This is a genomic window from Paenibacillus sp. Marseille-Q4541, assembly GCF_018310695.1.
Lineage (GTDB): Bacteria > Bacillota > Bacilli > Paenibacillales > Paenibacillaceae > Paenibacillus.
Genome location: NZ_JAGXCY010000004.1, coordinates 118910 through 142267 on the forward strand (window position 1 = coordinate 118910; position 23358 = coordinate 142267).

The following is a 23358-nucleotide window of genomic DNA, read 5'->3' on the forward strand; positions in this document are numbered from 1 at the left end:
TGAAACCTCCTTAAGCCGCCGTTAAAGCAGCCAGATATGATGTGTCGTATGCAAAGATAAATTCAATGGCCTGAGCTACAGAAGGTGGAGTTATAAAGATGCGGTACACCATCTTGCCGTTTCCGAGTTGATCCGTTGGATTGTCTGACTCACGAAACTCTACACGACCACCGAGTAAGTATCCAGATCCCACTAGACCGTTCAGCCATACGTTTGAGTCATCAGCGATAGACTCGATTAGACGCAGGTTTAAAGGATTGTCCACACGTTGCCAGTGTCTCAACACCAGCTGATTCTTGATATGACTCATCATCCTGCGTACAGGGATAAAAGTTCGCTGGGCATCCTTATATTCTGGATAGGCTCCCGTACGATTGCCCCATGCTTTAAATTCTCCAGTCCAACGTACTGCCGTAACAATGCCATTTTCATTCAATACATTCGCTTGATCAAAAGGGATCCTTACCGGAGTTCCATCGGCGTAGACTAATCCATCTGCAACAATGGGTTGATTCGATGGGGTTTGAAACGGAAACCCTTCGTTACGCTGATCTGTGGCGACCATAGCAGTAGCAACTAGCGTAGACATGTGATAAACACGCCCTTTGTAAGTTGCCATTGGATAAGTATTAGTCTGCAAATGGCTGGTATAGCCGTTCTCTTCTTTCCACTGCACGACATCAATATACTTTTGACTTGCATCAAGATCGGTAATCGCATGAGCTTCAAAGAGACCGTTGATGCTCTGAGCTTTTGCCACCATAACAGCAGCTACAACAGGATTATCAGAGTGTCCTGGCGCTAGGATAAGATCAGGAACGAATGATGTCTCGGAAAATACATCTTCGATCAGCTCCATACCCGTTCTGGTTCCTGATTGCGAGTCAGACCCACCGATAATCCGTGCAGCATTAACTACAGAAGGTTTCAGAGTTTTGTATCCGACTTGCAGAGAACTAGTGCCTACCGGAATAGTACCGCCGCTCACGATAGATATGACAAGTTCGCCAGCGTCGTTAAATGTAAGAGCGAAGTCCTTGCCTAGTGCATAGGTTTTCGTGCTATCAGCGACAGTAACAGAATCTTTCAAAACTCCCTTTTTGTTAATCGTGTGCATGCCATCAGCAATCACCGCTGCAGCTGGAGCTGTTACTTCTACGTCTGTAGTATCCAGCACGTTAACAAATGCCACAGGTCCTTGCTCAGAATCCACGAAATGGGCATAAGCTGCTTCACAGAGCGTGTATGATTTCCAGTTATCGGAGTAGCCAAGTTTACGTTTAAAGTCGTCAAAATTAGCAACCAAAACAACACTATTTACTGCTGCGGCAGGATTATCTGCGAGATTTATCGGCGCTGTGCCAAAGTAAACAGGCAAGGTATTTGATTGTTGCACTGCCTTCTTTGGTTCAAAGACCTCGGTTGCTTTTACGCCATGAAATTCAGTCATGGTTAAACTCCTTTCAGTGACATGAGAGCGGTATTTAATGCCGTCCCCGTCTGTTTGATTTGTTTTAAAGACTCTTGTAGCTGATCAACTGGCACAAACAACAATTTGAACAGAGGATACTCATCATACAGAACCTTGTAATACGATGGGTGCCCACCAATAAACACATTGTTAGTCCGGATCCCGACACCATTTTTCCTGATCGATGGACCAATATAAATAAGCTGTTCGGGTTCTGTTGTCGTCTCGTCAGTCGTCGTCAATTCTTCGAGTGACTGGACCTCTTCTTGATTCTTCAGTTCTTTCTTCTTACTAATAGCCATGCTCCCAAACCTCCTGTACTATAGATGGCATTTCCCATGCCGTAGACATGTAGCCGGTCCAAAAAGGATCCGCTTGCTCTTCGTTAAATCCGTATGAGAGCGGCCGTGTTAAACGTGCCGGCCATCCGTTATAGGTATCACGCAAAAAAGCAGTCCTGACATGCTCCATCAGATGCAAAACATCCATGTAGCCATCGGAACCACTTCCCTCGCAACCAAATATAAAATCCATGTTCATCGTACGATACCCATCCTCGTTATCCTCTGCCGGAGCAGTAAAGATAATAATGATAAAGGGCCATCGCTCATCTTTCTCATCCTCAATCGTTGTATCTGCTGGCTTAATATCAGTCTCAAAGGTCTGATCCTCATACTCAGGTGTAGCTCTTGCAGGAAGATCGACCATATAAATATTTGGAGCCAGTCTGTCTGGTCCTAAAAACATATCTTTGGTGATGTCCTGCAAAAACACTTGAAGCTTATTCATTAATACCGTAGGAGTCACATCTTCAGCCTCCCTAACGCACGATCCAATTCATGCGGTACTCTCTTTTGCATTTCTTCTCCATACGTTTGCTGGATATGTTCGCGAACCTCTTCATTACCAACCATTGACGGTACAGCAGGACCACGAAGTTCATTAATCGGCAATCGTTTCTTACTCGTACGCATAAACACTCCAAGGTGAGTTCCTGCAGTAGCGATAAATGCACCTGGAATAGGTTTCTTCATTCCAGATCTGTGTACTGCTGCCTTCAGCACTTTGGGAGCTCGTTTGAGTCTACGCTTAGGAGCAACAGCAAAGTTAATCAAAGGTATCGAGTGACCCTTTGATGTAATAACAGATTGCAGAGCATTTCCTGTTGCCTTTCTAATGCTAAGCGTCTGAACTACTTCCTTTTGCTTGATCACATATTTCTCACGGACCTTACGACCAGCCTCAGTCTTCGAGCGTTGAGTAGCCCTGTTAATACTAGACAAGACTGCTTGACGTACAGCCTTGTCCATTTGCTTTAACGACCGATTCGCAGCTTTAAGATTATGTTTTACATCGATAAGATTGCTCATGGCTGTTTTCCGCCGTTAGCCTGTAAGACGATCTTTAGGATCCCTGTATCGTTCGATACTCCCATCACTCGATATTGCATCAAATCTAAATAAAAGTTCTGGTCCACCCGTGGGGTATACACCAGAACTTTCGGATCGACATGAACGATTGCATTATGAGCAGAAACACCTTCAGTACTTGGAATTGGTCGGCCATCTAGAGTGAATTTCTCCACAATCATATTAAGTAGCCGATCCTTCTGCCCTGTCTTTTTATCATTATTTGTGTAAGTTGTAACCGTGTGAATCTCGGCAAACTCATTCGGGTTCATGAAGACGGACTGAATATCTTTCTCCATTTGCTCTTTCAGGTTCAAGAAAACTCACCACTCTTCACAGATAAGATTATTGATCCTCGGATTCGTACCATTTCTTGTATTGTTCAATTCTTTCTGCTTCTTTGCCAGCAGGTTCAATACCAAGCAATTGAAGCTCATCTTTTTGCTCCTGGGCATTAAGTTTCTCAAATTCTTCAGTAGTTAAGGCAACACTGTCATCGTCTAAATCTTCAGGCAGAATTTTGCCTTCGCTAAGATCATGAAGTGAGTCCGCTTTTACCTCAAGAATTTCTTGATCAACTTCAATACCATCTTTTAATACAACCAGGCGCTTTGCTTCTTCATCAGAAAGGCCAGTGAGTTTATCACCAGCCCCGTACATTTTTCCATTATGCAAAATTTTGTTAATCGCTTTAATGTCCATGATCATTCCTCCTTAAAGAACTTTGGCCACGTACCAACCCTCGACATTTTCAGGTACAGGGATTGGACGAGATTGAAGTTCCAGAGTACGTACAGCGGTTCTTTCATCAGCAAATACTTGAGCTACAACCGGAGTATTAACCAGACGAATTTCTTTATTAATCATCACAGGATTTGCACCGTACATAAATTCAAAAGGCTTACCATCAGGAAGAAGTACAATATGACCTGCAGGTATGAAAGGCTTGTCTTCTCCTTTGTCATCAGTGTATGTCCCGGTGTAGCTGTAGACATCCAATCCAAGACTTTTAATAAACCCATGGTGCGTCACACCATCTGGAAGAAGCGTAGTGTCGATGGTGCCGAAGTTAACACCTCTATTATCAGCTAATGCTAGGACTGAAGCATGTTCCATAAGAGCTACAGCTGCATTGTAGTCGCAAAGCAAACGTCTTGGAGTCCGGCCGTTCTTTTGCAGAATAGATAATCTCAAATTATCCAATGTTCTAAGTGGTTTGGAAGCAGCATTAGTCCAAAGATCTGTTCCTGATAGGGTAAGTTTATTTGTGAAATCAAAATCCAGTTCATCACTCACCCCTTCACCAAGCTGAATTACTTTACCTGAGAAAATCAATTGAGTAGCCATTTCCACTTTACGACGAATGATTGTATCGTTCAGCTCTACAAGATCTTTCGCGATCAATTTACGTTGACGAGTCTCAATGCTATCTGGATTGTAGAGTACTTCCCCCGCTTGTCTGATCTTAAGATCATGATAGGTGATATTACGCATTGGCTTAACAGGAACTGGTGCATACTGCTTTGCTGTAAAACCGCTACGAGCAACGACCTTACCAGGCTGAAGGTCAGAAACATACGGAGCTATAGGCTTGTTACCTTTCAAAGTCTGGATTTCAATTTCAGTTGTGAGTCCTGTTTCTCCTTCAGCAAAAAAAGTACTTAGGATGTATTCAGATGGTGGTGGAAGCTGACCTACGACTTTAACTAATTGTGGAAATGAATAGATATCTGGCATTGTATTTTATCCCCCTTATTCTACGATCCGTTTTGTAATTAAACCGATTTTACGCATTGCTACATCGTGGTCTTCAATGGTATCTGTTCCACCGAAGAATAAAGCATGACGATTAAACTCGCCGCTGGTGAACCCTGTTGCTCTCACATCTTCTGTTGTTGCATCAACTTCAAGATCATCTAAGATTGTGAACGGATCCTGAGAACCATCTGCTTGTGTAGAGTCCACTGGTTTAACTACATACATTCCATGGTATTGATCTGATTCAGGCAACTGACTAACAACTCCAAGCACTGTTCCTCGCTTAACTACTCCGGATCCGGACTTCACGATAATAGAAACTTTGGAAAGCGGTACTACATACCCGGCAATCAAAATATCGTATGGTTGGCTTTCATATGCTGGCATAATTACTTACCTCCTCTTAGTCGTTTCATTTCTGCGATAACCTCATCGGCCTCGGCTTGAGCTTTAGCTTCGTCAGCCTCTGCGCGTTGTTCAGGAGTATCTTCTTCCTGCGAAAGTACTTGAGTCGCATTACTTGCAGCAGCATCGTTTTTTCGTGAATTCCCTTCTTCTGTGATGCGAACAGCGGAAGCATTAACAATTTCAATAGCAGCTTCAGCTGCAGTTCGACCATCTTCAATGGCTTTGGCTACAATTTCGGCAGCTCCTGGTGCTTTTGCCAAAACATTTAAAGAATTAATTCGCTCACGTTCCTCTTTACGCCCCTGCTCTTTTCCATCGTTCGTGATTTGATTAAATAGATCAGGATGTTCGTTTTTCAGTTGTTTTATATCCATTTTCTCGGTAGCCTCCTTAATTTCTGGTTCATTTACTGGATCTTGAATAGCAACATCTTCCATACTGTTTCTTAGCTGCAAGATGCCTTGAGGCAATATAGCGGTCAAGTCCAGACCTTCTAATATCGACTTATCACTATTCGTTATTAGAGCCTCGGCCCCGCCCTCTTTTAGCATGCTATTGATCAAAAAATCTCTTATCCTGTTGATTACTTCATCCGGAATCTCACCACTGATGCTGTTTGAAACATTAGTAAGAACATTTCCCTCATCAAACAAAATCCCATCAGCAAAGCCTAATTCTACAGCTTGCTGTGCATTCATCCATGTCGTTTTATTCATCAAATTGAGCAAGTCTTCTGTGCTCTTTCCCGTCTTGAGACGGTATGCATTAGTTATTGCGACATCAGTTCCTTGAAGCATTTCAGTGTTACTGGAATGCTCATTCTTATCTCCTTCGGTTCTAGTCGCTGCATTGTGAATCATCAACTGGGACGGTGGGGACATTTTGATCTCGTCAGCAGCCATTAAAAAAAATGAAGCTGCACTAGCGGCTACACCTGTGATCTTAGCAGTTACCTTACCTGCATATTCCTTCAAGAGTGTGTATACCTCTGACCCAACAAAAACAGATCCGCCTGGAGAATTGATATAAAGTTCAATATCATCACCGCGCGCGTCGTCTAACTCTTTAGACAGTTTGGATGCACTGATATATGGCATGTTCAACCAATCGTATACCCACGTACCGCCATCAGATATGACTGGGCCATTAAGTTTGATCTTCTTCGGCATTATCTTTTCTCACCCCCTTTCACGATTTATCATCGCTGTCGTCCTCTTCATCCCCAACATCTGAGGGTGCGGGCGTGGCTGGACTAGCTGCCGCTGCTCCTTCACCAATGCCGTATAGTGCTAGCGTGGTTTTTTCATGGGCACGTTGCTGCACGTTGGCTTCCCACTGGCCTCCCGTAAGTTCAGCCGTCTCCTTCTCGGCTGTACTAAAGTTATAATCCACTCGAGTAATTGCCGCGTTAACTTCTTTCAATGGATCAAGAAGACCTTGAGAAGGGCCGTTCCATTCTGCCTTTGTGTAAGCACGAAAAATAGCCGGGTCATCAAAGATGCCCGGTGCGTCAATACGCCCCTTGGTTACTGCTTCTACAAACCATTCTTCATAAATCGGCTGACAGAATGCAGATGCAAGCCAGGTTCTCCGCATACGGAACATTTTCCAAGCTTCCAAGAGTGCTGCACGGCTCGCTGTATACGAAGAAGTAAAATGTTTAACTAACAATTCGTACGGAATCTCCAAAGCAGATCCGATCTGTCTCAGGATAGCGATAACAAACGGATCAAAGTTTGCGCTTGGTCTGGTAGGATTAGCGAATGTTGCTTTTTCTCCCGGATCCAGCTTGCGTACAGCCCCTGCTCCCATCTTTAAATCCTGCTCGTTTTCATATCCTCCATATGGATCCCCTGCGAGATTGTCAGTATCAGGTGGATTTAAACCAAACTCATCCAGATCCTCTTCAGGAGTTTCAATGAACACTGTGAAAAATGACTGAATAACAGCTGCCGTTAATTCGGACTCTGTATACTGGTCTAATTTTTTCAGTGCCTCAATGACCGGTGCTATGATTGGTACTCCTCGACGTTGGTCAGGGCGTTCTGATTCCATAAGATGTAACACATTGTATCTCCCTGAATTTTCACCTCTAGCGAGTACCCTTGTCCATTTCTGTTCACCGCCCCAGTAACTACTGCCGCTACCAGGATGACGGCTGCTGAAATGATATGCTATAACCATTCCATCGTCGTCAATTTCTACCCCTGCTTGAATTTTGTCTGAACTTGATCCATTTGGAGTACTACAACGGTCCGCCTCTACTAGCTTGATTTTCAGATCATACGTCGAAAAATCTCTTTCGATCATTGGCAGTAAAGCGAATACGTCTCCACTTTTCAACTGTGAGATAAAAGCAAGCTGTTGTAACCCATAGAAGTCGTTTAATCCGGAAGCATCACAATTTTTTGATTCAGCCCAGATTGACCATTCCCTGTCAATTTGTTTCTTCAATTTTGCTGACTGATCATCAGTTAGTCGAAGGAATTCCTTATCAAAAGATGGCTTTAACTTCAGTCCGGTTCCAACTACGTTTGTCCGCATTGTCTTCATAGCTCCAGTAACTACAGAGCCACCAACTGATAAATCACGCGAGCGAGCTCTGAGTGTTTCTAAGTGATCGTGAATGTCTGATTCTGCGTCACCAATGCCCGGATTCCAATGAACCATGCTTTTTTTAGTGTGACTAGCGCCATGTGATCCGTACCCTTGAGCCAACACCTGAGCTATCTTTTCTTGACGAATTATTTCCGTCCGAGCTGCTGCTCTTTTTTTTGCTACCCCAGGAGCAAAGTACCCGATCATCTTGTCAACCGGATTCATATATCAAAAGGGGTAAACACTCTTGTCTTTGATCTTCGGCGTCTGCCCGGGTTTTCAAGATCATCAACAATCCTCCCCCAGTATCGTACTCTTTCCAAAATCGTGCTCATTCCGATCCTGGTTAAAGAGCGACCAGCAATGCTATAAGACTGTCCACCTGCGAGCGCCTTTTCAGCATTTCTCCAGAGGTCATAGTTCTCTCTTGCTTCCTCCAACGTAATTTTAGGCATATCCCCTGTGCACCTCCTTTAATTGGTTTACAGACTACTTGAAACTCCTTGTTTCTTTTTCTTACGAACACGCACCACCGGCTCGTCTGGATTCACTTTTGGACCGTTAGGCTGCTGCTCTATCGGAAGAGATAAATTCGGCTTAAGAAGTTCTATAACTGCCCGGTTATACACAGCCAAGTCAAAAGGTTCATTACGATCTCGAATTTTGACCCACGCTTTGTATTTGACCCCTTCTTTAACGACGATCTTATGTGTCTCAGCAGTAAGCCCTAGGAAATATTCCATTGTGTATCCCTTACCTTCATCATCTGGAAAGTGGCAGTATAGTGGGCCTGGATTTTCAAGCTTCAGGCTGTCATACACTTTCACCTTTCCGTCATCTACTCCGAGATGGATAAGCAATGCGTTACTCATCTGTGTTCGTGTATGTTTTGATATGAACGGGACATGCTCCGCAGTTTTAGGGTTAACCCCCTGCCCTTTAATAGCATATATACGGCGATGTTCCCGCGCCTTTGTGAATTCGTACACCTCCTTCGTATAGTGACCCCCTGAGTCCATACAGGCACCCACAATTCGGAACTCACGTCCATCCTTCCCTATCCAGGAACGACAAAGAAACCTGTCCAGATCTTTCCACACTTCTGGTCTGTCCAAGTCTCCATAAATTCTTTGATATTCAATTCTCCATGACTCTTTACCAGCACCCCAACCCATGATTTCAACCTCAAATCGATCATCTTGAGTATCAACAGCTGCTGTAATGATCTTGACGCCATCTGGAACTTCATATTCATATTCCTCACGCCGCGCCGCAAGAGTCTTTTCATCCATTCCAGTCTTCTTCGTTACCCACGGCTCACCCAAAACTGTGTTGATGAAAACCTTCAGCTTATCGACGCCCTCATTCTTAGCTACCAGGAACGACTTAACGATCTCTTTCCAGTCAGACCATGGAGAAGATAGCTGATTGATGTGAAAGCCTCTGCGAGTGGTGTGTTGCTTACGAGCGACCCACTGTCCCTCACCACGTTTCCACTCTTTCTCACTACCAAGCGCACCGCAATATAAGCAAACATGTTCAGCCCGAGTGACTATAAACTCTCCGTCCTCAACGTGATAATCATATTTGATACCGTCTTTGAATCGAAGCGGCTGCATTTCTTCACAGTGCGGGCAAGGAAGGAACCATTGTTCCATGGTACTGTTCTCGTACAGCTGGTTGATCCGTGATGTTTCCTTATCGACTGGAGTTGAAACAAACAGGTGACGTCGCTTGTGCTTAAACGTTTTGGTACGAGCGGTAACCAGAGCAATCGGATCGCCCTCATTACCAGAGGAAACAGGGAAGCGGTCGATCTCATCACAAAGCACGACCTGAACCGGACGGGATGATAAGTTATCCGGTACATTGGCTCCAACGATAGCCAGGTAACCACCAGGGAAAGACTTCTCACTAATCGTGTTGCTGCTGTCCCTAGTTTTTGCAACTCCCACTTTCTCCAGAAGGGCAGGAGTGCTATTAACCATCGGAGTGAAACGGGTTTTCGAATAAGATTCCACCATGTCGTCTTTCGGTAAGACGTGAATTATCGGGCAAGGGTCCTGAGAAATATAAGATCCGGTTACGTTCATAAGAAACTCAGTCTTACCCACCTGAGCCGAGGCCATAATCACAACCTCTTCCCAACTCTCAATGGAATCCATGATTTCACGTTGGTATTCAGCCCTTGAAGTTCGCCATGGACCCGGTTCCGAACTACTCACTGAGGTCAAAACTCGGTTCTGATCAGCCCATTCAGACACGGTTAGACGTCTTCTCGGCTCCCATTGTTGGCAAGAACGAGCGAATAAGTCCAATGTTTGCTGGTCAAAGTGAATCTTCTTAGGCTCATTTTGAACTGTTTCCATGGTCGAATTCGCCCCCATCCTGTCCTGGGGTGTATTTTGCCAGGGAAGCAAGCGCAGTTTCGATCTCCCTTTTCACTACTTCCTCGACCATACTGGCAGATTCATTCTCGCATTCAGTAGCTATTCGGCTTGGAATGGCGAGCAGTCGGGATTTCGTAGTTAGGATTAAATCAGAAAGAAGCATCTCAACTTGGGCTGCATCGTGCAACCGTCCTTTGATCTGCTCCAGTTCTAATCGCGCTTTCTCAGCTTTTGTTTTTTCGTGTTCGGTTTTGTAATCGATCAGTTTTGGCTTCTTGCTGTCCTCTTTGCCGCCAAGCAGGTTCTCCATATAATCTTGAATCGACTTACCCAGTACATATTTGCCTCTACCTTCTTGAGTCAACACGCCTTCACGGTGTAGTTGGTTAATCCAACGTGGAGTTTTGCCGACAATGGCAGCGAGTTGATTTGTCATTACAGTCTGTTCATGTAGAGGCAAAGCTTGTTCTTCTTTTTTATTCGCCATTATCGGCACCTCACTTCCGTTTTAAGGCGTTTTTATAACGAGTTTGGATATTTGTCCATATAATGAAGGAAACCGCTCAAACAGGCTTATAGAAGCTCTATAGCGTTCGGAATCGGAACTAAAAATTCAAAAATAAAACTGGAGGTAATTCGGGGTCATTCGCACCCGTACCCCATCTCGACCTCCAGAGGGACCCGTGATCGCCTGTCCGCCCCTTGTTTATATACTTTTATTCATCTTCTTCATTGCTTTCTCGAATGCATCTTCCAAGCATTAAACCATCTTGGTTCTTTACCTTCATGTTTCTTATTGAGAGGAATAGTGATCTCTGGTTCAGTGTCACCCCATAGAACCATCCCATCAGTCAGTCCACCATCGAAGTAACGAATAGCTGTAGGTTTGACCACATCTTCTGTAATCGTTGGCATTGAAGCTATCAGCAGATCCTTAGCTGTATCTTCATCAAACTCTTTCTTCAGCTCGGTGTAAACAGCCTTGGCAGCATGAGCAATTGCTTCAGCCTTACTTGGTACACTGTTCATTGTTCTTCCCTCCTATTTAAGAGTTGCGCCTTTTAATTCTTCTTCATCAAACTGTACAGTGAACTCAATAGGCTGTGGTGGTATTGAACGACACATACTGAAGTCTATCTCAGACCTGCCTACATTCGCTGTCTTATGAATAATCCTTCCATCTGTTCTTACCATGCCAATCACTTTTTCGTTTATAGATAGCATTGCTTCTTTAGGAAATACTTTGTCCATATCATCCACCCACCGTTTCCTATTGTTCTTGTTCATTCAAAACAAAAAGGAACGCTATGAGCGCTCCTATCTTTGCCATATGTTTGTACTTCCTTCTTCTCATGTTCTACTCTTCACCTCGATAGCATTGTAAATATCGTCATCGTTATAAGGGTAATCCCTGTCGCTACAATTTTGTACATGTTCTTTTCTCGACTCGCCTTGTTTATGATCTTTGTCCCACAATAGTAGATTAGTATCAACACTATCAGTTGGATTATCTGTAGTAGCTTGATGTTGTACATCTACTCATTCACCCTCTGCTCTATATTACTTATATATATTATTTACTCTTTTATATTTCTTTTAGTTTTCTTAGGGGGGTAATCCTCCACCACAAGCGGTGGAGAACTCTCCACCAAGAGCAAATACAGGCAATAATTTAGTGGTGGAGAATCGTCCACCACAAATAGGTGTTTATGGTGGAGAACTCTACCCCAAGAGATCTTTTTTTTTGGTGGAGAATTATACCCCAAGAAGGGATATGTAGATTGATTAATTAGAACCCATTGCCCTACTTCATCGTCACTTTTTGTGGCAACTTTTCGGGCATTAAACGAGTTCATTTTGAGTTCACTAGAGCATAACACCGGCTGCTTTAAGCTTTGCAAGCAATGCGTTATGGTCAGCCATCAAAGTGGCTACATCCGTCGCGGTACTTTGCGCCTGGGAAGCAACTTTATTCGCGGTGAGTTTGGAAGCAAGAGCCGTATCCAGCCCCGTAATATTTGCGGTTGTATGCGTGTGATTCCCTGCTGCCGCTGTTGAACCCGTCGTTCCTAATCCAAGATTAGAAACGTAGTTAACAACACCGGAATCATCTTTATACGCCAACTTTTTATTTGTGCTTTGAACAAACATCGATCGATTACCAACAGGGGACGTGAAGTCGTCTACTAATGGCAATGTCACACCTTTCGAATCACCTAGATCAATACGCCCGTTGTTGGCAAAAACTTTCGTGTTTCCGTCTAACTGAAACCTTATGCCTGCCGTACCATCAATTCGACCGAATGTATTTTCAGCCCATGTCGTACTTGAGTTTTTCATACCAGCACGATTTGTTCTTGCGTCTGTTATTGTTCTTTCTACCCCAACTCGATCATTAATGATTATCGAATTGTAATGGACTTCCGAACCGAATTCCGCTTCAATCTTGATGTGTTCCACCAGTGCGAATGATACCAACGTTCCTACGATGCTAAAAAAATCACCTTTTTTAAGATGGATTAACGTGTCTGGTGTGTTTGTTGGAGATATATCCGAGCCGCCAGTTATGAGCATCCCCATGATAGTGCCACCAGTCACTTGTACACTCGTTCTGTCATTACTAACCGCACGCTGCTTATCCACAACCAGAAGCGAACCCTTGCCTCCGTATATAAACGGAGAAACAAAATCGACATTCCGTGCATTTCCCACGACAACAGCAGGTCTAGTTGATATACCTCCAGTAATGTTATCAGCAGGCTGTTCAACATGGAGGAACCAGAACTTTACGAATTCCGCTATATCATTTACACCTGACCCGTAAGCAACTTCTACCGCAGTCCCATTACTTCGTTCAACATTCAAAAATTCGATGTTTACCGAATTACTGATACGTTCCGAAGCGTCAGAACCAGTCAATTTAAAAGCAGGGAAGTGACCTGCTTCGGTTCCATCATCAGCGCCACAGTTGTCTACGTTGCAATGAATAATGTTAGGGTTTGAAAGGGAACGTAGTAGCAGTCCTGTTCCACGGCAATTAAAAGCTCTTACGCGGAGCATATATAACTCGAATCCTCTGTTGATGTTAACTCCGTTACCTTGGATGCTGCTTCCGTCAAAACAAATATCTTCGAGATGCAAACCCTGTCCGTACGCTTGAAACATATCACCACCAACAAATGAACTATGTCGTTTGATGGTTACGCAGTTGTTTAAATTGAACCGTGAGCTTTTACCAGAAACGCCAACGATTTTCAGGGGGCTTTGGCGATTTGATGTTTGGGCAACGATTGGTTTTTTTATTGTGTAAACTCTGTATGGTAGCTTCAGCACCTTACCGGTCTGTTGACAATGTATAATAGCTCTGTTTATCGAATCGGCATCGCATGTATCTCCCAATTGTGAGAATTCATCTACAGAAACCCCACTCACATCAGATACAGTCAATCCCACCTGCTTGGATTTTGAATAAGCCAAATGACCAACATCGACCATCAATCCACCTCCTTTCAAATTATTCTCTTAATTGTTGTAAATCTTAAATATCTCAGCAGCGACCCGATGGCCAAAATAAAAATGACCATCCTTATTTGGATGGGTCCCGTCATTTGTTATGAACAAACTTGCATTACCAGTCGCCTGTGGCGCTCCAGTATTACCAGAGCCAGTGATCCAGGAACCGGACTTATCCGAAATCAACTTACCGGAGTCATCGTAAGAAGCGCCTTCCAGCACATCAATAAACGGTGCTCTGTAATCAGAAGCAGCGGACTTCAAAACGTTGCGGATCGCCAAACGATTAATTGGAGGATTTCCAGCTGGTGCAAAGTTTGACAGTATGATGATCTCTGTATCAGGTAGTGCATTTCTTATAGTCGCAAACAATAACCTTGCTGCTGCTTCTACATCACCAATTGGATATGATTCGTCATTTATTCCTCCGGCAATAATCACAACATCAGGTCTGTACGAAATTATGTCATGCCAAACCCGAGCTTGGAAGTTAACCCTTCCCGACCCTGCCGCACCAGTCGCATTGTAGCCCGTACCGCCCACTCCACTATTCCAACAATCCCAACCTAGTAGATCGCAAAGGATAGAAGCATAACCATGGCTGATTGCCCCTCCAGAAGCGCCCGCTTCTGTGAACGAATCCCCGAAAATAATCACTCTTGGTCTTGGAGCAACTGTTGGTGGGAATATAGAATCATTCGGACCTATCCGTATACCGCCAAATACAGTATTGCTGTATTCAAGGCGTATCCCACGAACTGCAACACTTCCAAATTCTATTAAGCGGAGATACACACCACCATCAGCAGGTGGACCTTCAGCTACTTGGAGGGATACATATTTGTACCCACTTCCATCATCAACAGCAATCCGATACTTCCCAGCTTGAGCCTTTTCATATAGCTCCAGCTTCGAGCCATGGAACGAGAATTCAACCACCAAGTTCCCATTTGATTGTGTTGTGGTAACAGCCATGTTCTTTACGAAATTGTTGTCAGGGTAAGCAGAACCGTAACGTTGGGGATCACCTACAAATCTAAATTTCGGATTGAGAACACCAGTCGTGATATCCGCTGCAAGGACTAACACACTTGATGTGATTGCACTAGTTCCGTTCCTTGCTCCTAAAGTAATCGTTGGCGGTGTCGTCATAACTGGAGGTAAGGTGTTCAACTTCTTCGGAATGATCTCCCGGCGCATGAAAGTGAATTCTAACTTCTTAGCTTTTGAAAAAGCAATATTCTCCATTGCGTCAGCCAATTTTCAAAACCTCCCTTCTTTTAGATTCCAGAATGAGAAGCGGTTTGCACCCAGTTAGTTCCATCATGAATAAACGTTGTTGTATTCACTTTGTTGGCATTAGTAACCGGAGTCCAGTTTGATTTGTAGTCAGATGAGAAAGTGATCGTCCTCCCACCTGTCGCATCCTGCTTCAACACAAAAGTCATCGTCATACCTTGGTGATATTGTCCTTCAGCTGGTTTGTTGATTGTGATATTGCCAGTCAAGTTGACAATCATGTTTGATCCCTTGTAAGGGGCAGGAACGAACTCAGCAGCGTATTGAGCCAGTTGCGTACCCTTCTGACTATTGATTGTTATGTCATTTCCCATGCCTTGACCAAGAGCGACATTACCTGATTTATTGTTAGGCGAGTTGAGCGTTATTGTGTTTCCTAGGCAATCTTCCAGCACATGCAATGCATAGTTTTGATGGACGTAATTTTCACGGTTAAACGCATTACCTGAAATGCGATTGTTAGACGCTCCGTTTGATAAGTACACACCGAATGACGTTCCTGTCGGCATTCTATTCCCGTTAGAGTCAGCAAATATCCCGGAAATTTCATTACCCGAGCTGCCGATTAAGAAGTATCCGAAACGTCCATTATCTTGAGCCTCACAAACTGACATCGATTGCCTGTGACCGACGAGATAAAACCCAGAACCAGCAAACACGCTGTCTAACCTACCAGCTCCGTAGCTTTTGCATGAAACGAATTTGGAGTTCGGAGAATTGATCCTCCATCCGTTCGTTCCTGCATTCGCTGACGTACAACCGTAGTAGTATGAATCTGTGTTTGTGATATTGAAACCATTCTTATCAGCGGAGAAAACAACCACGCTTCTGCAAGTCAGGTTCCTCGTGCCTCCAGAAATGAAACCATCTTCTTTTATGTTTTGGATAAACACATTATCAACGATATGGCAAGGGTCGTAGAACGTGAACCCAGTCCCACCCGTGTTATCTAGGTTAATCCCGTTCCCGGTCGTCTGGGTGTTCTTCTGCCCGTTTATGGACAGATCAAATATCCCCGTCATTTGCTCACTAGGAGTAAACAAGGAGATCACATCGACGTTTGAACTACTCCTTTGGTATAAACACGACTCCCAACCAACCCCAACAAGGACGACCTTAGAACGAAGTTTGATTCCTCTCACCGGGAAGTTGTATGAAGGAATCAGTACCTTTCCGCCACCGCGAGCGTAACAATCAAGCACCGCTTGCTGTACCGCTTCTGTGTCGTCGTGTTCAACACGAATGCTGTTATTAGTCGCTCCAGTGAAAACGTCCCTTAACGTGAGTCTGCTCCCATCTATGGCGGCGACCTTCGTTTCAAAGTATTGACCATCAAAACCAGCAGTCTTACTCGCGAATGTCGCTGTCAAACCTGTGTTCACAGCATTAAAAACGCCTAATGTTTTAGGCGCCTGGTTAGCGTGTTGAAAGGTTACTGTATCCCCGGAAGACGTCGCTGTCCACCCTGTACCATCTAGCTTTTGGCTGATGTTGCTTCCGTCTCCATTCGTTCCGATAGAAGCAATTTTTGTCGCTATACCTGTTGGTGTTTCTCCGACCGTGACAGGTATGGTTAATGTCCCACCATCTAGATTAATTGTAAACTTCCCGGCAGTTGTAGGCGAGTTGGTCACCTTCAGAGTTTGAACAGCAGTCACACCGTTAAAGGTCCGCAATGATATTCCGTGCCCCCTCTTGTAATCATGCGCACCGCCGTTAATGGTCAGTACTTTGGTTCCTGTGGCAATACTACCCGAGTAGACTGACATGGAACCAGAAGCGTTGTATTTTCTGTCCATAATATTTATTGAATTGTCGACGATTCTCTTTTCAAGCTCGTTAAACCACGCCGTTGAACTTTTGAAAGTCTCGGAACTAAGATCACTTACCAGAGGTCCAAGTTTGGAAAGAACGACTACACTAGTATCGTCCAAAAACTCCTCCCCCTTTTTTATCTGTTATCTACCTAAGATCAACTAACTCACCGTCGCTTTTGCCGAAACAGCTCCACCTGTTGGCGCTGTCCAAGATATTTCTAAAATCGACCCCGCAGGTTTTTCGAACTCCACCATCTCACCAGATTTTGCAGTATCCACAATATCAATCACTCCAGTTTTGCGTACTCCTTGAATTGGTAGCGCAACGCCATAGCTTATTAACTTTGCTGTAAATATTGCAGATCCTGGACCAAGGAAGGTTATTACAACATCCTTTTTCCCTGCTGCCGTATATTGCTTGCTACCAGCTGTCGTTACTGCGTTAGCAAAAACAAACTCTTCTTGTGCTTCTACTGATCCACCTGACAAATCCACTTTCAATCCATTCGGACCGTAGTAATCAGCTGGGTTAACAATCTCACCAGCGCTGTTGATCTGCTTATTCGGTACTGGGGTGTTATAATATTCGCTGTTCATTACATGACTCACTCCTTCGCTATTTTCACCGCCTCTTGCGGTCAGTAGAGTTTGATATGCCCTGTATTCCTCAGTCCCTTTAATCCTCGTTTTCTTCTTTGCAGAAGCTAAGAGGTGAACGGGGACCAGAAGCCTTTGTACAGGTCCAGAGAGCTGCAACGCCTTAAATGCTTGCTCTGGAATGCCATTAGAAAAGACCTGATTAGGTATCAGGCCTTTGTAAGGTGGACCAATGTATATTGTTTGATTTCTTATCACTCGAATCACCCCCTTTCTGCGGATTTTATGTAAAAGAAAAGACGCCCTTTGCAGGACGCCTAGTTTTGTTGCTATATAAAGTTTTTATGTAATTACTTAGCTGCCAACTCGTTTGGCTATTCGTAAAGGCTTATCAGAAAAAGTAGTAAATAGCGATATACCTTCTGATTCTTTAGCATAACTGGCTATGATATCCCAAGGAATCATATATTCTTGATTGTTTGCAACTAACCCTAAATAGATATCCTTCGCATCGATTCTATCCAATCGGGTTTCGCTAATGCTTTTTTCATGAGATAAAATATGCTCTGTTTTTTCTAAATCAAGGGCTAATAATTCTCTGACTAAATCTTCCTTCACTTCTTCGTTCATAATGCCTCCTAATGTCCTCAGTAATTCGTGGAAATTACATTTCTTAATATGAAACTTCGACAATGGAGAAGTAAATCCTTCAAATGTAGTATTTGATGTATGTAAGGATTTGCACCTTACATGATACGGGCGGTCCTTAATGGGCTGCACCCTTACCGTATCCTTTATTGCCCTTAAGGTTGTGCGTCTACCTATTCCGCCAACACATCAATAAAGGACATAAAGAAACAGCATCCCGCTTGTTCTACCCTTGCGGCTCCCTGCAGGTCTTATGGCGAGGAGCTAACTGGTGCTGCTTGGCTTATTGCCTGCCACCGTCAAACAGGTATATGAGAGTGTCGGGTGCTGTTCTCTTTATTTCCTATGCTATAAATATAACCTATCAGAAACCTAATGGTTTATAGGTATTTTAAATAAATGTAAAAAGATTTTTAAAACACTTTCAATGCACTAATTAATATGTAAAAATATGCCGAAAGGAATTATATTCTAATTTGGGGAGTTGAGATTTGTGCCTGGTCGTTTTATGAAGGAACTCTCTTCAGGAATACATCTCCATACAGCTAAACTAGAAAATGAACCAGTATTGGTTTTTAAATCTAATGAATTAGTAAATAGTGGAGTAATTGAAGAGATCGCGGAGAAGACAGTAATTATTAAAGGTAAATCATACATTAAAGGAGAGTGTACCTTTAAGTATGCGAAATAAGATCAAAGCAACTTTCCTTAGTTCTAAGATTCAAACAAGTGTACTTATGTGGATTGGTAATCTTTGCTTAGCCTGTATTCTAATTAGTTTTTTGACAGTGATATATCCGAAGTTGCCAGAAGGTTGGGATGTGCTTTCTTTTGCAGGAGCTATTATCGGAGGATCAATAACTTGGTTTGGAGTTAAGAGAACTTTACTTGAGGAAAGAAGGGACAGTTTTATAACTGGGTATGATCTGGAGATGAAAGAGCTAGTCGAACTTTCTGATAAGCTTACTTTTATATCTAATATCTATCTTTCTACGGAAATAGCGTTAGAACAATATAGGATGGCTAATGGTGAGTTTGTAAATGAAAATGAAAAAAGAACTTACATAATACAAACTAAAGGTTTAGTGATTGTTAAATTCATCAAAACTTTAGAGGGAAGTTTCGATAAACTGTATGGTAATGTCGAATTCGAACTCATACAGAAATTAAAAAACAAAGTTAAATTTATGCAAGCGTACAAGATTTATAACAAGGACCTCGACGGAGCAATAAGACTAAAGGGTTTAGATAAATTTGAGGAAATGGTAGATGAGCATCAAGAAAAATCCGAAGAGATATATTCCATAATTAAGGACCACATAAAAGAAAGATCTCAAACTTATAAAAGAATTAAAAAAAGTCGCAAATCGTTATAAAACAAAGGGAGGGCACTCGTGCGATTTATCATTACGCCAGTGCCTTTGTTTTATTATTTAATCTCTAAGAAGTTTAATACGCTCCAGTTCTCCATTACCATTCACCTCATACTGTAGTTTTAGAATTCATGAAAACCCCCTGTAGAATCAGCGTTTTTTCTTTGTGTGCTTGAAAATATATCACAAATGTGATGCAGAAACTCAATGTTAAGGGTCGTTCGCAAGCGGTAGTGGAATTAATCAAGCTAGGAGAATTAAAAATCTGACGAAAAAGCGTTTTCTTGAATTTCGTCATAGCCCTCTTCGTTGATCCTACGGGATGAAAGAAGAGGGCTTTTACTGTGAATATAGAGGGACGCGACTTGTGGCTGACTATGTATGTACATAGGGATTGAGTGATAGCGGAAGGAGAAGTTGATGTGGTAGGGAAACGGTTATTTCGGGCTCTTCGCTCCGATCTCGAAATCACCTTATTCCCTAGGTTAAGTTACGTCAGAAATCGTCTTCTCCCGTATTTGGTTGCGAGGAGTTAGGTCTCGTTGCAATTCGTTTTGCAACGAGGCTTTAAGATTTTTTGATATAGGGATTAAACTGAATCCCAGGATCATTTTATTTTCTAAAAGGAAATACAAACGAATGAAAGAATAAATTACATATCAACCGAGAGGGGAATAGTAATGCGAATCATTACCTTATGTGGTTCAACAAAATTCAAAGAACAATTCGAGCAGACCAATGCATTTCTAACCCTTCAAGGTAACATTGTCATTAGTGTTGCCTTTTATGAGCAAAGTGATGGATTTGAAATTACAGAAGAACAAGCTGAATTACTCGGAGAGCTACATTTTAAGAAAATTGATATGTCTGATGAAATATTCGTTATTGATGTGGATGGCTACATAGGAAACAGCACAAGAAAAGAGATTCTGTATGCAAAAGAAACGGGAAAAACAGTCCGCTATTACTCTGATGGCGAGATCCCTTCAAGGATATTCACTTTGTGAGACAATAGGTTCTTAATTGTTAAGTCAACAAAAAAAGCCTAGATATCTAGGCTTTTTCCGTGACACTTTTTCTTTCCACGATGTGATGGGTAACAATGTTACTCGAAACACGCTCTTTACCGATGATCAGTTTGATCAGGTTTTCTGTAGCGATCCGCCCCATCTCTTTCAGTGGTTGATGAACAGTCGTCAGTGGTGGATAAACCATCTGAGCTAGACTAAGATCATCGTATCCCATAATGGACAATTCCTCTGGAATCTTGATTCCTTTCTCGTACGCAACCCCCATAGCCCCAATGGCCATCTCATCACTGGCTGCAAATACAGCGGTGATCCTTGTTTCGTTTGCAAGCAACGTTTCCATGGCATCCCTGCCGCTTTGGAGCTGAAAGTCACCATAGACGATTTTGGACTCATCAATGTCAATGTGATTATCGGTGAGGGCTTGCTTATATCCTTCCACCCTAGGAATACCCGCGATGATGTCCGATTTTGTCCCCGCAATCATGGCGATGTCACGATGGCCCTTCTGTATAAGATAATCGGTGGCCTGATAAGCCGCTTGCCGATCATCTGTTTTTACATATGGAATCTGGTATTTCTGAGAATAGGTATTCACAAGAACGACTGGAATTTTCATCTCTTCTATGATGCGATAATATTCATCTCTTAGTAACTCACTCGTAAAAATAATGCCATCTACCTGCTTCTCACGAAGAACCTGTAGATATTTCATCGTACGAATACCGTCTGCAACCGTATTGCAAACGATGATACTGAATTCCTGCTCATGCGCCACTTCTTCAATCCCGTGAAGCAGTTCGGATGAGAAGCTGCTAGACACATTGGGAAAAAGAACCCCGATGGTCTGCGTTCTTTTGTTCACCAGTCCCCTTGCAATTGCATTAGGCTGATAACCAAGCTCCTCTATCGTATCTAATACTTTTTTCTTAGTTTTCTCGGAATACCCAGATAAATTATGCAGTACCCGAGAAACGGTAGCAACGGAAACATTCGCCGCTTTGGCTACATCTTTTATTGTAGGAGGATTCATAACGTACCTTCTTTATCTTAGGGTAATTCCTTTATGCAAACGTTTAATGTAAGCATATTGAAGCAGGTGTACTCTGTCAAATCCTCGTAGCTTCCCTCTACAAAATGCTTTTTGGAGATTACCTCTATAGTAAAAAGAAAGACGTTACGCTTCGACTTTTTTTCTACTTCTGATCCTATAACTTCACAGCAAAAGCTTCATAAGGATTCAGGATAAGATGTGCAAAATCAAAGGATTGGCGCTCATAATTGCTAATGATTAATTCCCTTTTTTGACTTAGCTCCGGCAATCTCAGTTCTGCTTTTTCTTCTCCAATATTCGCAGCAACGGCCCAGGTCTCGCCTTCATAGTGACGTAAGTACACAAAGACCTGATCTGGGACATGTTCAACCTTTTCAAAATCTCCCCATACGACAATCGGGTTATCTCTTCTAAGCTGAATCAGCTTCTGGTAGCAATAAAAGATGGAATCTGGATTTGCGAGTTCCGCTTCCGCATTAATCTCCTGATAGTTCGGGTTTACATGGAGCCATGGCGTACCAAATGTAAAACCACCATGTTTCTCACGACTCCATTGCATCGGAGTTCTGGCATTATCTCTGCCTTTGGCATTAATAGAAGCAATGATTTCTTCCTTGCTATAACCACTGGCTAAACGCTCTTCGTACATATTTCTGCTTTCAATATCTTCAACTTGTTCAATATCCTGTACTGGATAGTTCGTCATCCCGATTTCTTCTCCCTGATAGATGTATGGAGTGCCTTTCATAAGGTGCAACAGGATTGCGAACATCTTCGCACTTTGGACACGATACTCCTTATCATTGCCCCACCGCGATACGATTCTTGGCAAATCGTGGTTATTCCAGAACAGACTGTTCCACCCTTCGTTACCGAGTGCGGTCTGCCATTTGCTCAGTACCGTTTTTAGTTCACTCACATCCAGTGGTTTGAGGTCCCATTTCTCTTTTCCCGGCTGCTGATCGAGACCCACATGTTCAAACTGAAAAACCATCGACAGTTCGTTTCGTTTGGGATCAGAGTATAATTTCGCAATCTCCGGTGTCGCGCCCCATGTTTCTCCGACCGTTAATACGTCATAGTTGCCAAACGTTTCGCGGTTCATTTCTTGCAGGTATTCATGTAATTTAGGACCGTTTCCCGTAATGCCCTCATCTGGAATTTTACCAACGAGATCAATAACATCCATTCGGAATCCGCCGACTCCTTTTTCTAGCCAGAAATTCATCATGTCCCATACTTCTTGTCTAACCTGCGCATTCTCCCAATTCAGATCTGGCTGCTTTTTGCTGAAAAGATGCAAATAATACTGCCCACTTGGTTCGTCATATTCCCAAGCCGATCCACTAAAAGTAGAACGAAGATTGTTAGGCTCTTTGCCATCCACTGGATCTCTCCACACATAATAGTCGCGGTAAGGATTGTCTTTATTTTGACGAGATTCTATGAACCACTTATGCTCATCTGAAGTATGATTAACGACCAAATCCATTAGAATTTTAATTCCTCGTTGTTCCGCCTGCTCTATAAGTTCATCCATATCATCCATGGACCCAAATTCAGTCATAATCGCCTGATAATCACTAATATCGTAACCGTTATCATCATTTGGTGATTGATACACTGGGCTAAGCCAAATTGCGGTAATGCCTAACTTCGCTAAATAATCCAAACGCTGAATAATACCTGGAATATCTCCTACCCCATCGTGATTACTGTCTTGAAAACTGCGGGGATAAATCTGATAGATCACAGCCGTATGCCACCATTTTGATTCCAAACTACTCACTCCCTAAAATGGAATAAACACAAGAAGTAAACGTTTACGTAAATATGATAAATAAATGAGAAGAAATTAGAATGAAATGAATCCTTATCTTTCTTAAGACATTCGGACGTGTCCCCTTCTTGTATCCTTCCCATAACCGAAATGATATGTAATCAGGATCAAATAAGCAATTGTAAGACGAATCTATGTCTTAGAGAAAGTGGATT

25 protein-coding genes and 1 pseudogene are annotated in these 23358 nt (G+C 42.9%); 4 read left to right on the forward strand and 22 right to left on the reverse strand.

Translation table 11 applies throughout. The features are described 5' to 3' along the window. Positions 1–10: 10 nt before the first annotated feature. The 20 genes from KFT32_RS06950 to KFT32_RS07045 all read right to left on the reverse strand — a co-directional run bounded on the left by KFT32_RS06950 (position 11) and on the right by KFT32_RS07045 (position 17890). Positions 11–1450, reverse strand: a complete 1440-nt coding sequence (locus KFT32_RS06950; RefSeq protein WP_211746421.1) for a phage tail sheath family protein — start codon at positions 1448–1450, stop codon at positions 11–13. Positions 1451–1452: 2 nt separating this feature from the next. After that, on the reverse strand, positions 1453–1773 hold the full coding sequence (locus tag KFT32_RS06955) for a hypothetical protein (protein WP_211746422.1): 321 nt from the start codon (positions 1771–1773) through the stop codon (positions 1453–1455). Then, the gene (locus tag KFT32_RS06960; RefSeq protein ID WP_211746423.1) at positions 1763–2278 is read right to left on the reverse strand and encodes a hypothetical protein; all 516 of its coding nucleotides are present in this window, start codon (positions 2276–2278) and stop codon (positions 1763–1765) included. Before KFT32_RS06960 ends, KFT32_RS06955 begins: the two co-directional genes overlap by 11 nt. Continuing rightward, positions 2275–2841: a phage tail protein gene (locus KFT32_RS06965; RefSeq protein WP_211746424.1), complete on the reverse strand. Its 567-nt coding sequence runs from the start codon at positions 2839–2841 to the stop codon at positions 2275–2277. Before KFT32_RS06965 ends, KFT32_RS06960 begins: the two co-directional genes overlap by 4 nt. Next, positions 2838–3197: a hypothetical protein gene (locus tag KFT32_RS06970; RefSeq protein ID WP_211746425.1), complete on the reverse strand. Its 360-nt coding sequence runs from the start codon at positions 3195–3197 to the stop codon at positions 2838–2840. Before KFT32_RS06970 ends, KFT32_RS06965 begins: the two co-directional genes overlap by 4 nt. Before the next feature lie 28 nt (positions 3198–3225). Beyond that, entirely contained in the window at positions 3226–3582 is a 357-nt protein-coding gene (locus KFT32_RS06975) for a DUF7210 family protein (protein WP_211746426.1), read from the reverse strand. 12 nt (positions 3583–3594) lie between these two features. Continuing rightward, positions 3595–4617 (reverse strand): major capsid protein, encoded by a 1023-nt coding sequence (locus KFT32_RS06980; protein WP_211746427.1) that lies wholly within the window; start codon positions 4615–4617, stop codon positions 3595–3597. A 15-nt stretch (positions 4618–4632) separates the two neighbouring features. After that, positions 4633–5025, reverse strand: a complete 393-nt coding sequence (locus KFT32_RS06985) for a head decoration protein (protein WP_211746428.1) — start codon at positions 5023–5025, stop codon at positions 4633–4635. A 2-nt stretch (positions 5026–5027) separates the two neighbouring features. Then, a complete protein-coding gene (locus KFT32_RS06990; RefSeq protein ID WP_211746429.1) occupies positions 5028–6215 on the reverse strand; it encodes a head maturation protease, ClpP-related in 1188 nt (395 codons plus the stop codon). Positions 6216–6234: 19 nt separating this feature from the next. Continuing rightward, positions 6235–7851, reverse strand: coding sequence for a phage portal protein (locus KFT32_RS06995; protein ID WP_211746430.1), 1617 nt, complete (start codon positions 7849–7851; stop codon positions 6235–6237). Positions 7852–7865: 14 nt separating this feature from the next. Further along, positions 7866–8099, reverse strand: coding sequence for a DUF6148 family protein (locus tag KFT32_RS07000; protein WP_211746431.1), 234 nt, complete (start codon positions 8097–8099; stop codon positions 7866–7868). A 27-nt stretch (positions 8100–8126) separates the two neighbouring features. Beyond that, entirely contained in the window at positions 8127–10013 is a 1887-nt protein-coding gene (locus KFT32_RS07005; protein WP_211746432.1) for a phage terminase large subunit family protein, read from the reverse strand. Then, a complete protein-coding gene (locus tag KFT32_RS07010; protein WP_211746433.1) occupies positions 9994–10521 on the reverse strand; it encodes a hypothetical protein in 528 nt (175 codons plus the stop codon). Before KFT32_RS07010 ends, KFT32_RS07005 begins: the two co-directional genes overlap by 20 nt. 242 nt (positions 10522–10763) lie before the next feature. Then, positions 10764–11063 carry a hypothetical protein gene (locus KFT32_RS07015; RefSeq protein ID WP_211746434.1) on the reverse strand — a complete coding sequence of 100 codons (300 nt, stop codon included), beginning with the start codon at positions 11061–11063 and terminating at the stop codon, positions 10764–10766. Between the two features lie 12 nt (positions 11064–11075). Beyond that, positions 11076–11285: a hypothetical protein gene (locus KFT32_RS07020; RefSeq protein ID WP_211746435.1), complete on the reverse strand. Its 210-nt coding sequence runs from the start codon at positions 11283–11285 to the stop codon at positions 11076–11078. Positions 11286–11900: 615 nt separating this feature from the next. Next, positions 11901–13529 carry a hypothetical protein gene (locus KFT32_RS27665; RefSeq protein WP_211746606.1) on the reverse strand — a complete coding sequence of 543 codons (1629 nt, stop codon included), beginning with the start codon at positions 13527–13529 and terminating at the stop codon, positions 11901–11903. 27 nt (positions 13530–13556) lie between these two features. Then, positions 13557–14807 (reverse strand): SGNH/GDSL hydrolase family protein, encoded by a 1251-nt coding sequence (locus KFT32_RS07030; protein WP_211746436.1) that lies wholly within the window; start codon positions 14805–14807, stop codon positions 13557–13559. 20 nt (positions 14808–14827) lie between these two features. After that, on the reverse strand, positions 14828–16780 hold the full coding sequence (locus KFT32_RS07035; RefSeq protein ID WP_211746437.1) for a hypothetical protein: 1953 nt from the start codon (positions 16778–16780) through the stop codon (positions 14828–14830). 42 nt (positions 16781–16822) lie between these two features. After that, complete coding sequence (locus KFT32_RS07040) at positions 16823–17260, reverse strand: hypothetical protein (RefSeq protein WP_211746438.1); 438 nt, start codon at positions 17258–17260, stop codon at positions 16823–16825. Between the two features lie 354 nt (positions 17261–17614). Continuing rightward, positions 17615–17890 carry a hypothetical protein gene (locus KFT32_RS07045; protein ID WP_211746439.1) on the reverse strand — a complete coding sequence of 92 codons (276 nt, stop codon included), beginning with the start codon at positions 17888–17890 and terminating at the stop codon, positions 17615–17617. A gap of 511 nt (positions 17891–18401) precedes the next feature. Between KFT32_RS07045 and KFT32_RS07050 the strand changes: the two genes are divergently transcribed. The 4 genes and pseudogenes from KFT32_RS07050 to KFT32_RS07060 all read left to right on the forward strand — a co-directional run bounded on the left by KFT32_RS07050 (position 18402) and on the right by KFT32_RS07060 (position 20288). Beyond that, on the forward strand, positions 18402–18599 hold the full coding sequence (locus KFT32_RS07050; protein ID WP_211746440.1) for a hypothetical protein: 198 nt from the start codon (positions 18402–18404) through the stop codon (positions 18597–18599). Further along, positions 18589–19284: a hypothetical protein gene (locus KFT32_RS07055; protein ID WP_211746441.1), complete on the forward strand. Its 696-nt coding sequence runs from the start codon at positions 18589–18591 to the stop codon at positions 19282–19284. Before KFT32_RS07050 ends, KFT32_RS07055 begins: the two co-directional genes overlap by 11 nt. Before the next feature lie 176 nt (positions 19285–19460). After that, positions 19461–19550, forward strand: a pseudogene (locus KFT32_RS27180) (helix-turn-helix domain-containing protein); the annotation flags it as partial. A gap of 411 nt (positions 19551–19961) precedes the next feature. Next, positions 19962–20288 carry a hypothetical protein gene (locus tag KFT32_RS07060; RefSeq protein WP_211746442.1) on the forward strand — a complete coding sequence of 109 codons (327 nt, stop codon included), beginning with the start codon at positions 19962–19964 and terminating at the stop codon, positions 20286–20288. A 46-nt stretch (positions 20289–20334) separates the two neighbouring features. Here KFT32_RS07060 and KFT32_RS07065 read toward each other — a convergent pair whose 3' ends face one another. Together KFT32_RS07065 and KFT32_RS07070 are read right to left on the reverse strand one after the other, a co-directional pair. Next, on the reverse strand, positions 20335–21342 hold the full coding sequence (locus KFT32_RS07065; protein WP_211746443.1) for a LacI family DNA-binding transcriptional regulator: 1008 nt from the start codon (positions 21340–21342) through the stop codon (positions 20335–20337). Between the two features lie 175 nt (positions 21343–21517). Next, positions 21518–23143: a glycoside hydrolase family 13 protein gene (locus tag KFT32_RS07070; protein ID WP_211746444.1), complete on the reverse strand. Its 1626-nt coding sequence runs from the start codon at positions 23141–23143 to the stop codon at positions 21518–21520. Positions 23144–23358 lie beyond the last annotated feature (215 nt).

Excerpts from the sequence above, each read along its gene's own strand:
- KFT32_RS06950 (WP_211746421.1), bottom strand. The coding sequence starts at position 1,450 with ATGACTGAATTTCATGGCGTAAAAGCAACCGAGGTCTTTGAACCAAAG.
- KFT32_RS06955 (WP_211746422.1), bottom strand. The coding sequence starts at position 1,773 with ATGGCTATTAGTAAGAAGAAAGAACTGAAGAATCAAGAAGAGGTCCAG.
- KFT32_RS06965 (WP_211746424.1), bottom strand. The coding sequence starts at position 2,841 with ATGAGCAATCTTATCGATGTAAAACATAATCTTAAAGCTGCGAATCGG.
- KFT32_RS06975 (WP_211746426.1), bottom strand. The coding sequence starts at position 3,582 with ATGGACATTAAAGCGATTAACAAAATTTTGCATAATGGAAAAATGTAC.
- KFT32_RS06980 (WP_211746427.1), bottom strand. The coding sequence starts at position 4,617 with ATGCCAGATATCTATTCATTTCCACAATTAGTTAAAGTCGTAGGTCAG.
- KFT32_RS06985 (WP_211746428.1), bottom strand. The coding sequence starts at position 5,025 with ATGCCAGCATATGAAAGCCAACCATACGATATTTTGATTGCCGGGTAT.
- KFT32_RS06990 (WP_211746429.1), bottom strand. The coding sequence starts at position 6,215 with ATGCCGAAGAAGATCAAACTTAATGGCCCAGTCATATCTGATGGCGGT.
- KFT32_RS06995 (WP_211746430.1), bottom strand. The coding sequence starts at position 7,851 with ATGATCGGGTACTTTGCTCCTGGGGTAGCAAAAAAAAGAGCAGCAGCT.
- KFT32_RS07000 (WP_211746431.1), bottom strand. The coding sequence starts at position 8,099 with ATGCCTAAAATTACGTTGGAGGAAGCAAGAGAGAACTATGACCTCTGG.
- KFT32_RS07005 (WP_211746432.1), bottom strand. The coding sequence starts at position 10,013 with ATGGAAACAGTTCAAAATGAGCCTAAGAAGATTCACTTTGACCAGCAA.
- KFT32_RS07010 (WP_211746433.1), bottom strand. The coding sequence starts at position 10,521 with ATGGCGAATAAAAAAGAAGAACAAGCTTTGCCTCTACATGAACAGACT.
- KFT32_RS07015 (WP_211746434.1), bottom strand. The coding sequence starts at position 11,063 with ATGAACAGTGTACCAAGTAAGGCTGAAGCAATTGCTCATGCTGCCAAG.
- KFT32_RS07020 (WP_211746435.1), bottom strand. The coding sequence starts at position 11,285 with ATGGACAAAGTATTTCCTAAAGAAGCAATGCTATCTATAAACGAAAAA.
- KFT32_RS27665 (WP_211746606.1), bottom strand. The coding sequence starts at position 13,529 with ATGGTCGATGTTGGTCATTTGGCTTATTCAAAATCCAAGCAGGTGGGA.
- KFT32_RS07040 (WP_211746438.1), bottom strand. The coding sequence starts at position 17,260 with ATGAACAGCGAATATTATAACACCCCAGTACCGAATAAGCAGATCAAC.
- KFT32_RS07045 (WP_211746439.1), bottom strand. The coding sequence starts at position 17,890 with ATGAACGAAGAAGTGAAGGAAGATTTAGTCAGAGAATTATTAGCCCTT.
- KFT32_RS07055 (WP_211746441.1), top strand. The coding sequence starts at position 18,589 with ATGCGAAATAAGATCAAAGCAACTTTCCTTAGTTCTAAGATTCAAACA.
- KFT32_RS07060 (WP_211746442.1), top strand. The coding sequence starts at position 19,962 with ATGCGAATCATTACCTTATGTGGTTCAACAAAATTCAAAGAACAATTC.
- KFT32_RS07065 (WP_211746443.1), bottom strand. The coding sequence starts at position 21,342 with ATGAATCCTCCTACAATAAAAGATGTAGCCAAAGCGGCGAATGTTTCC.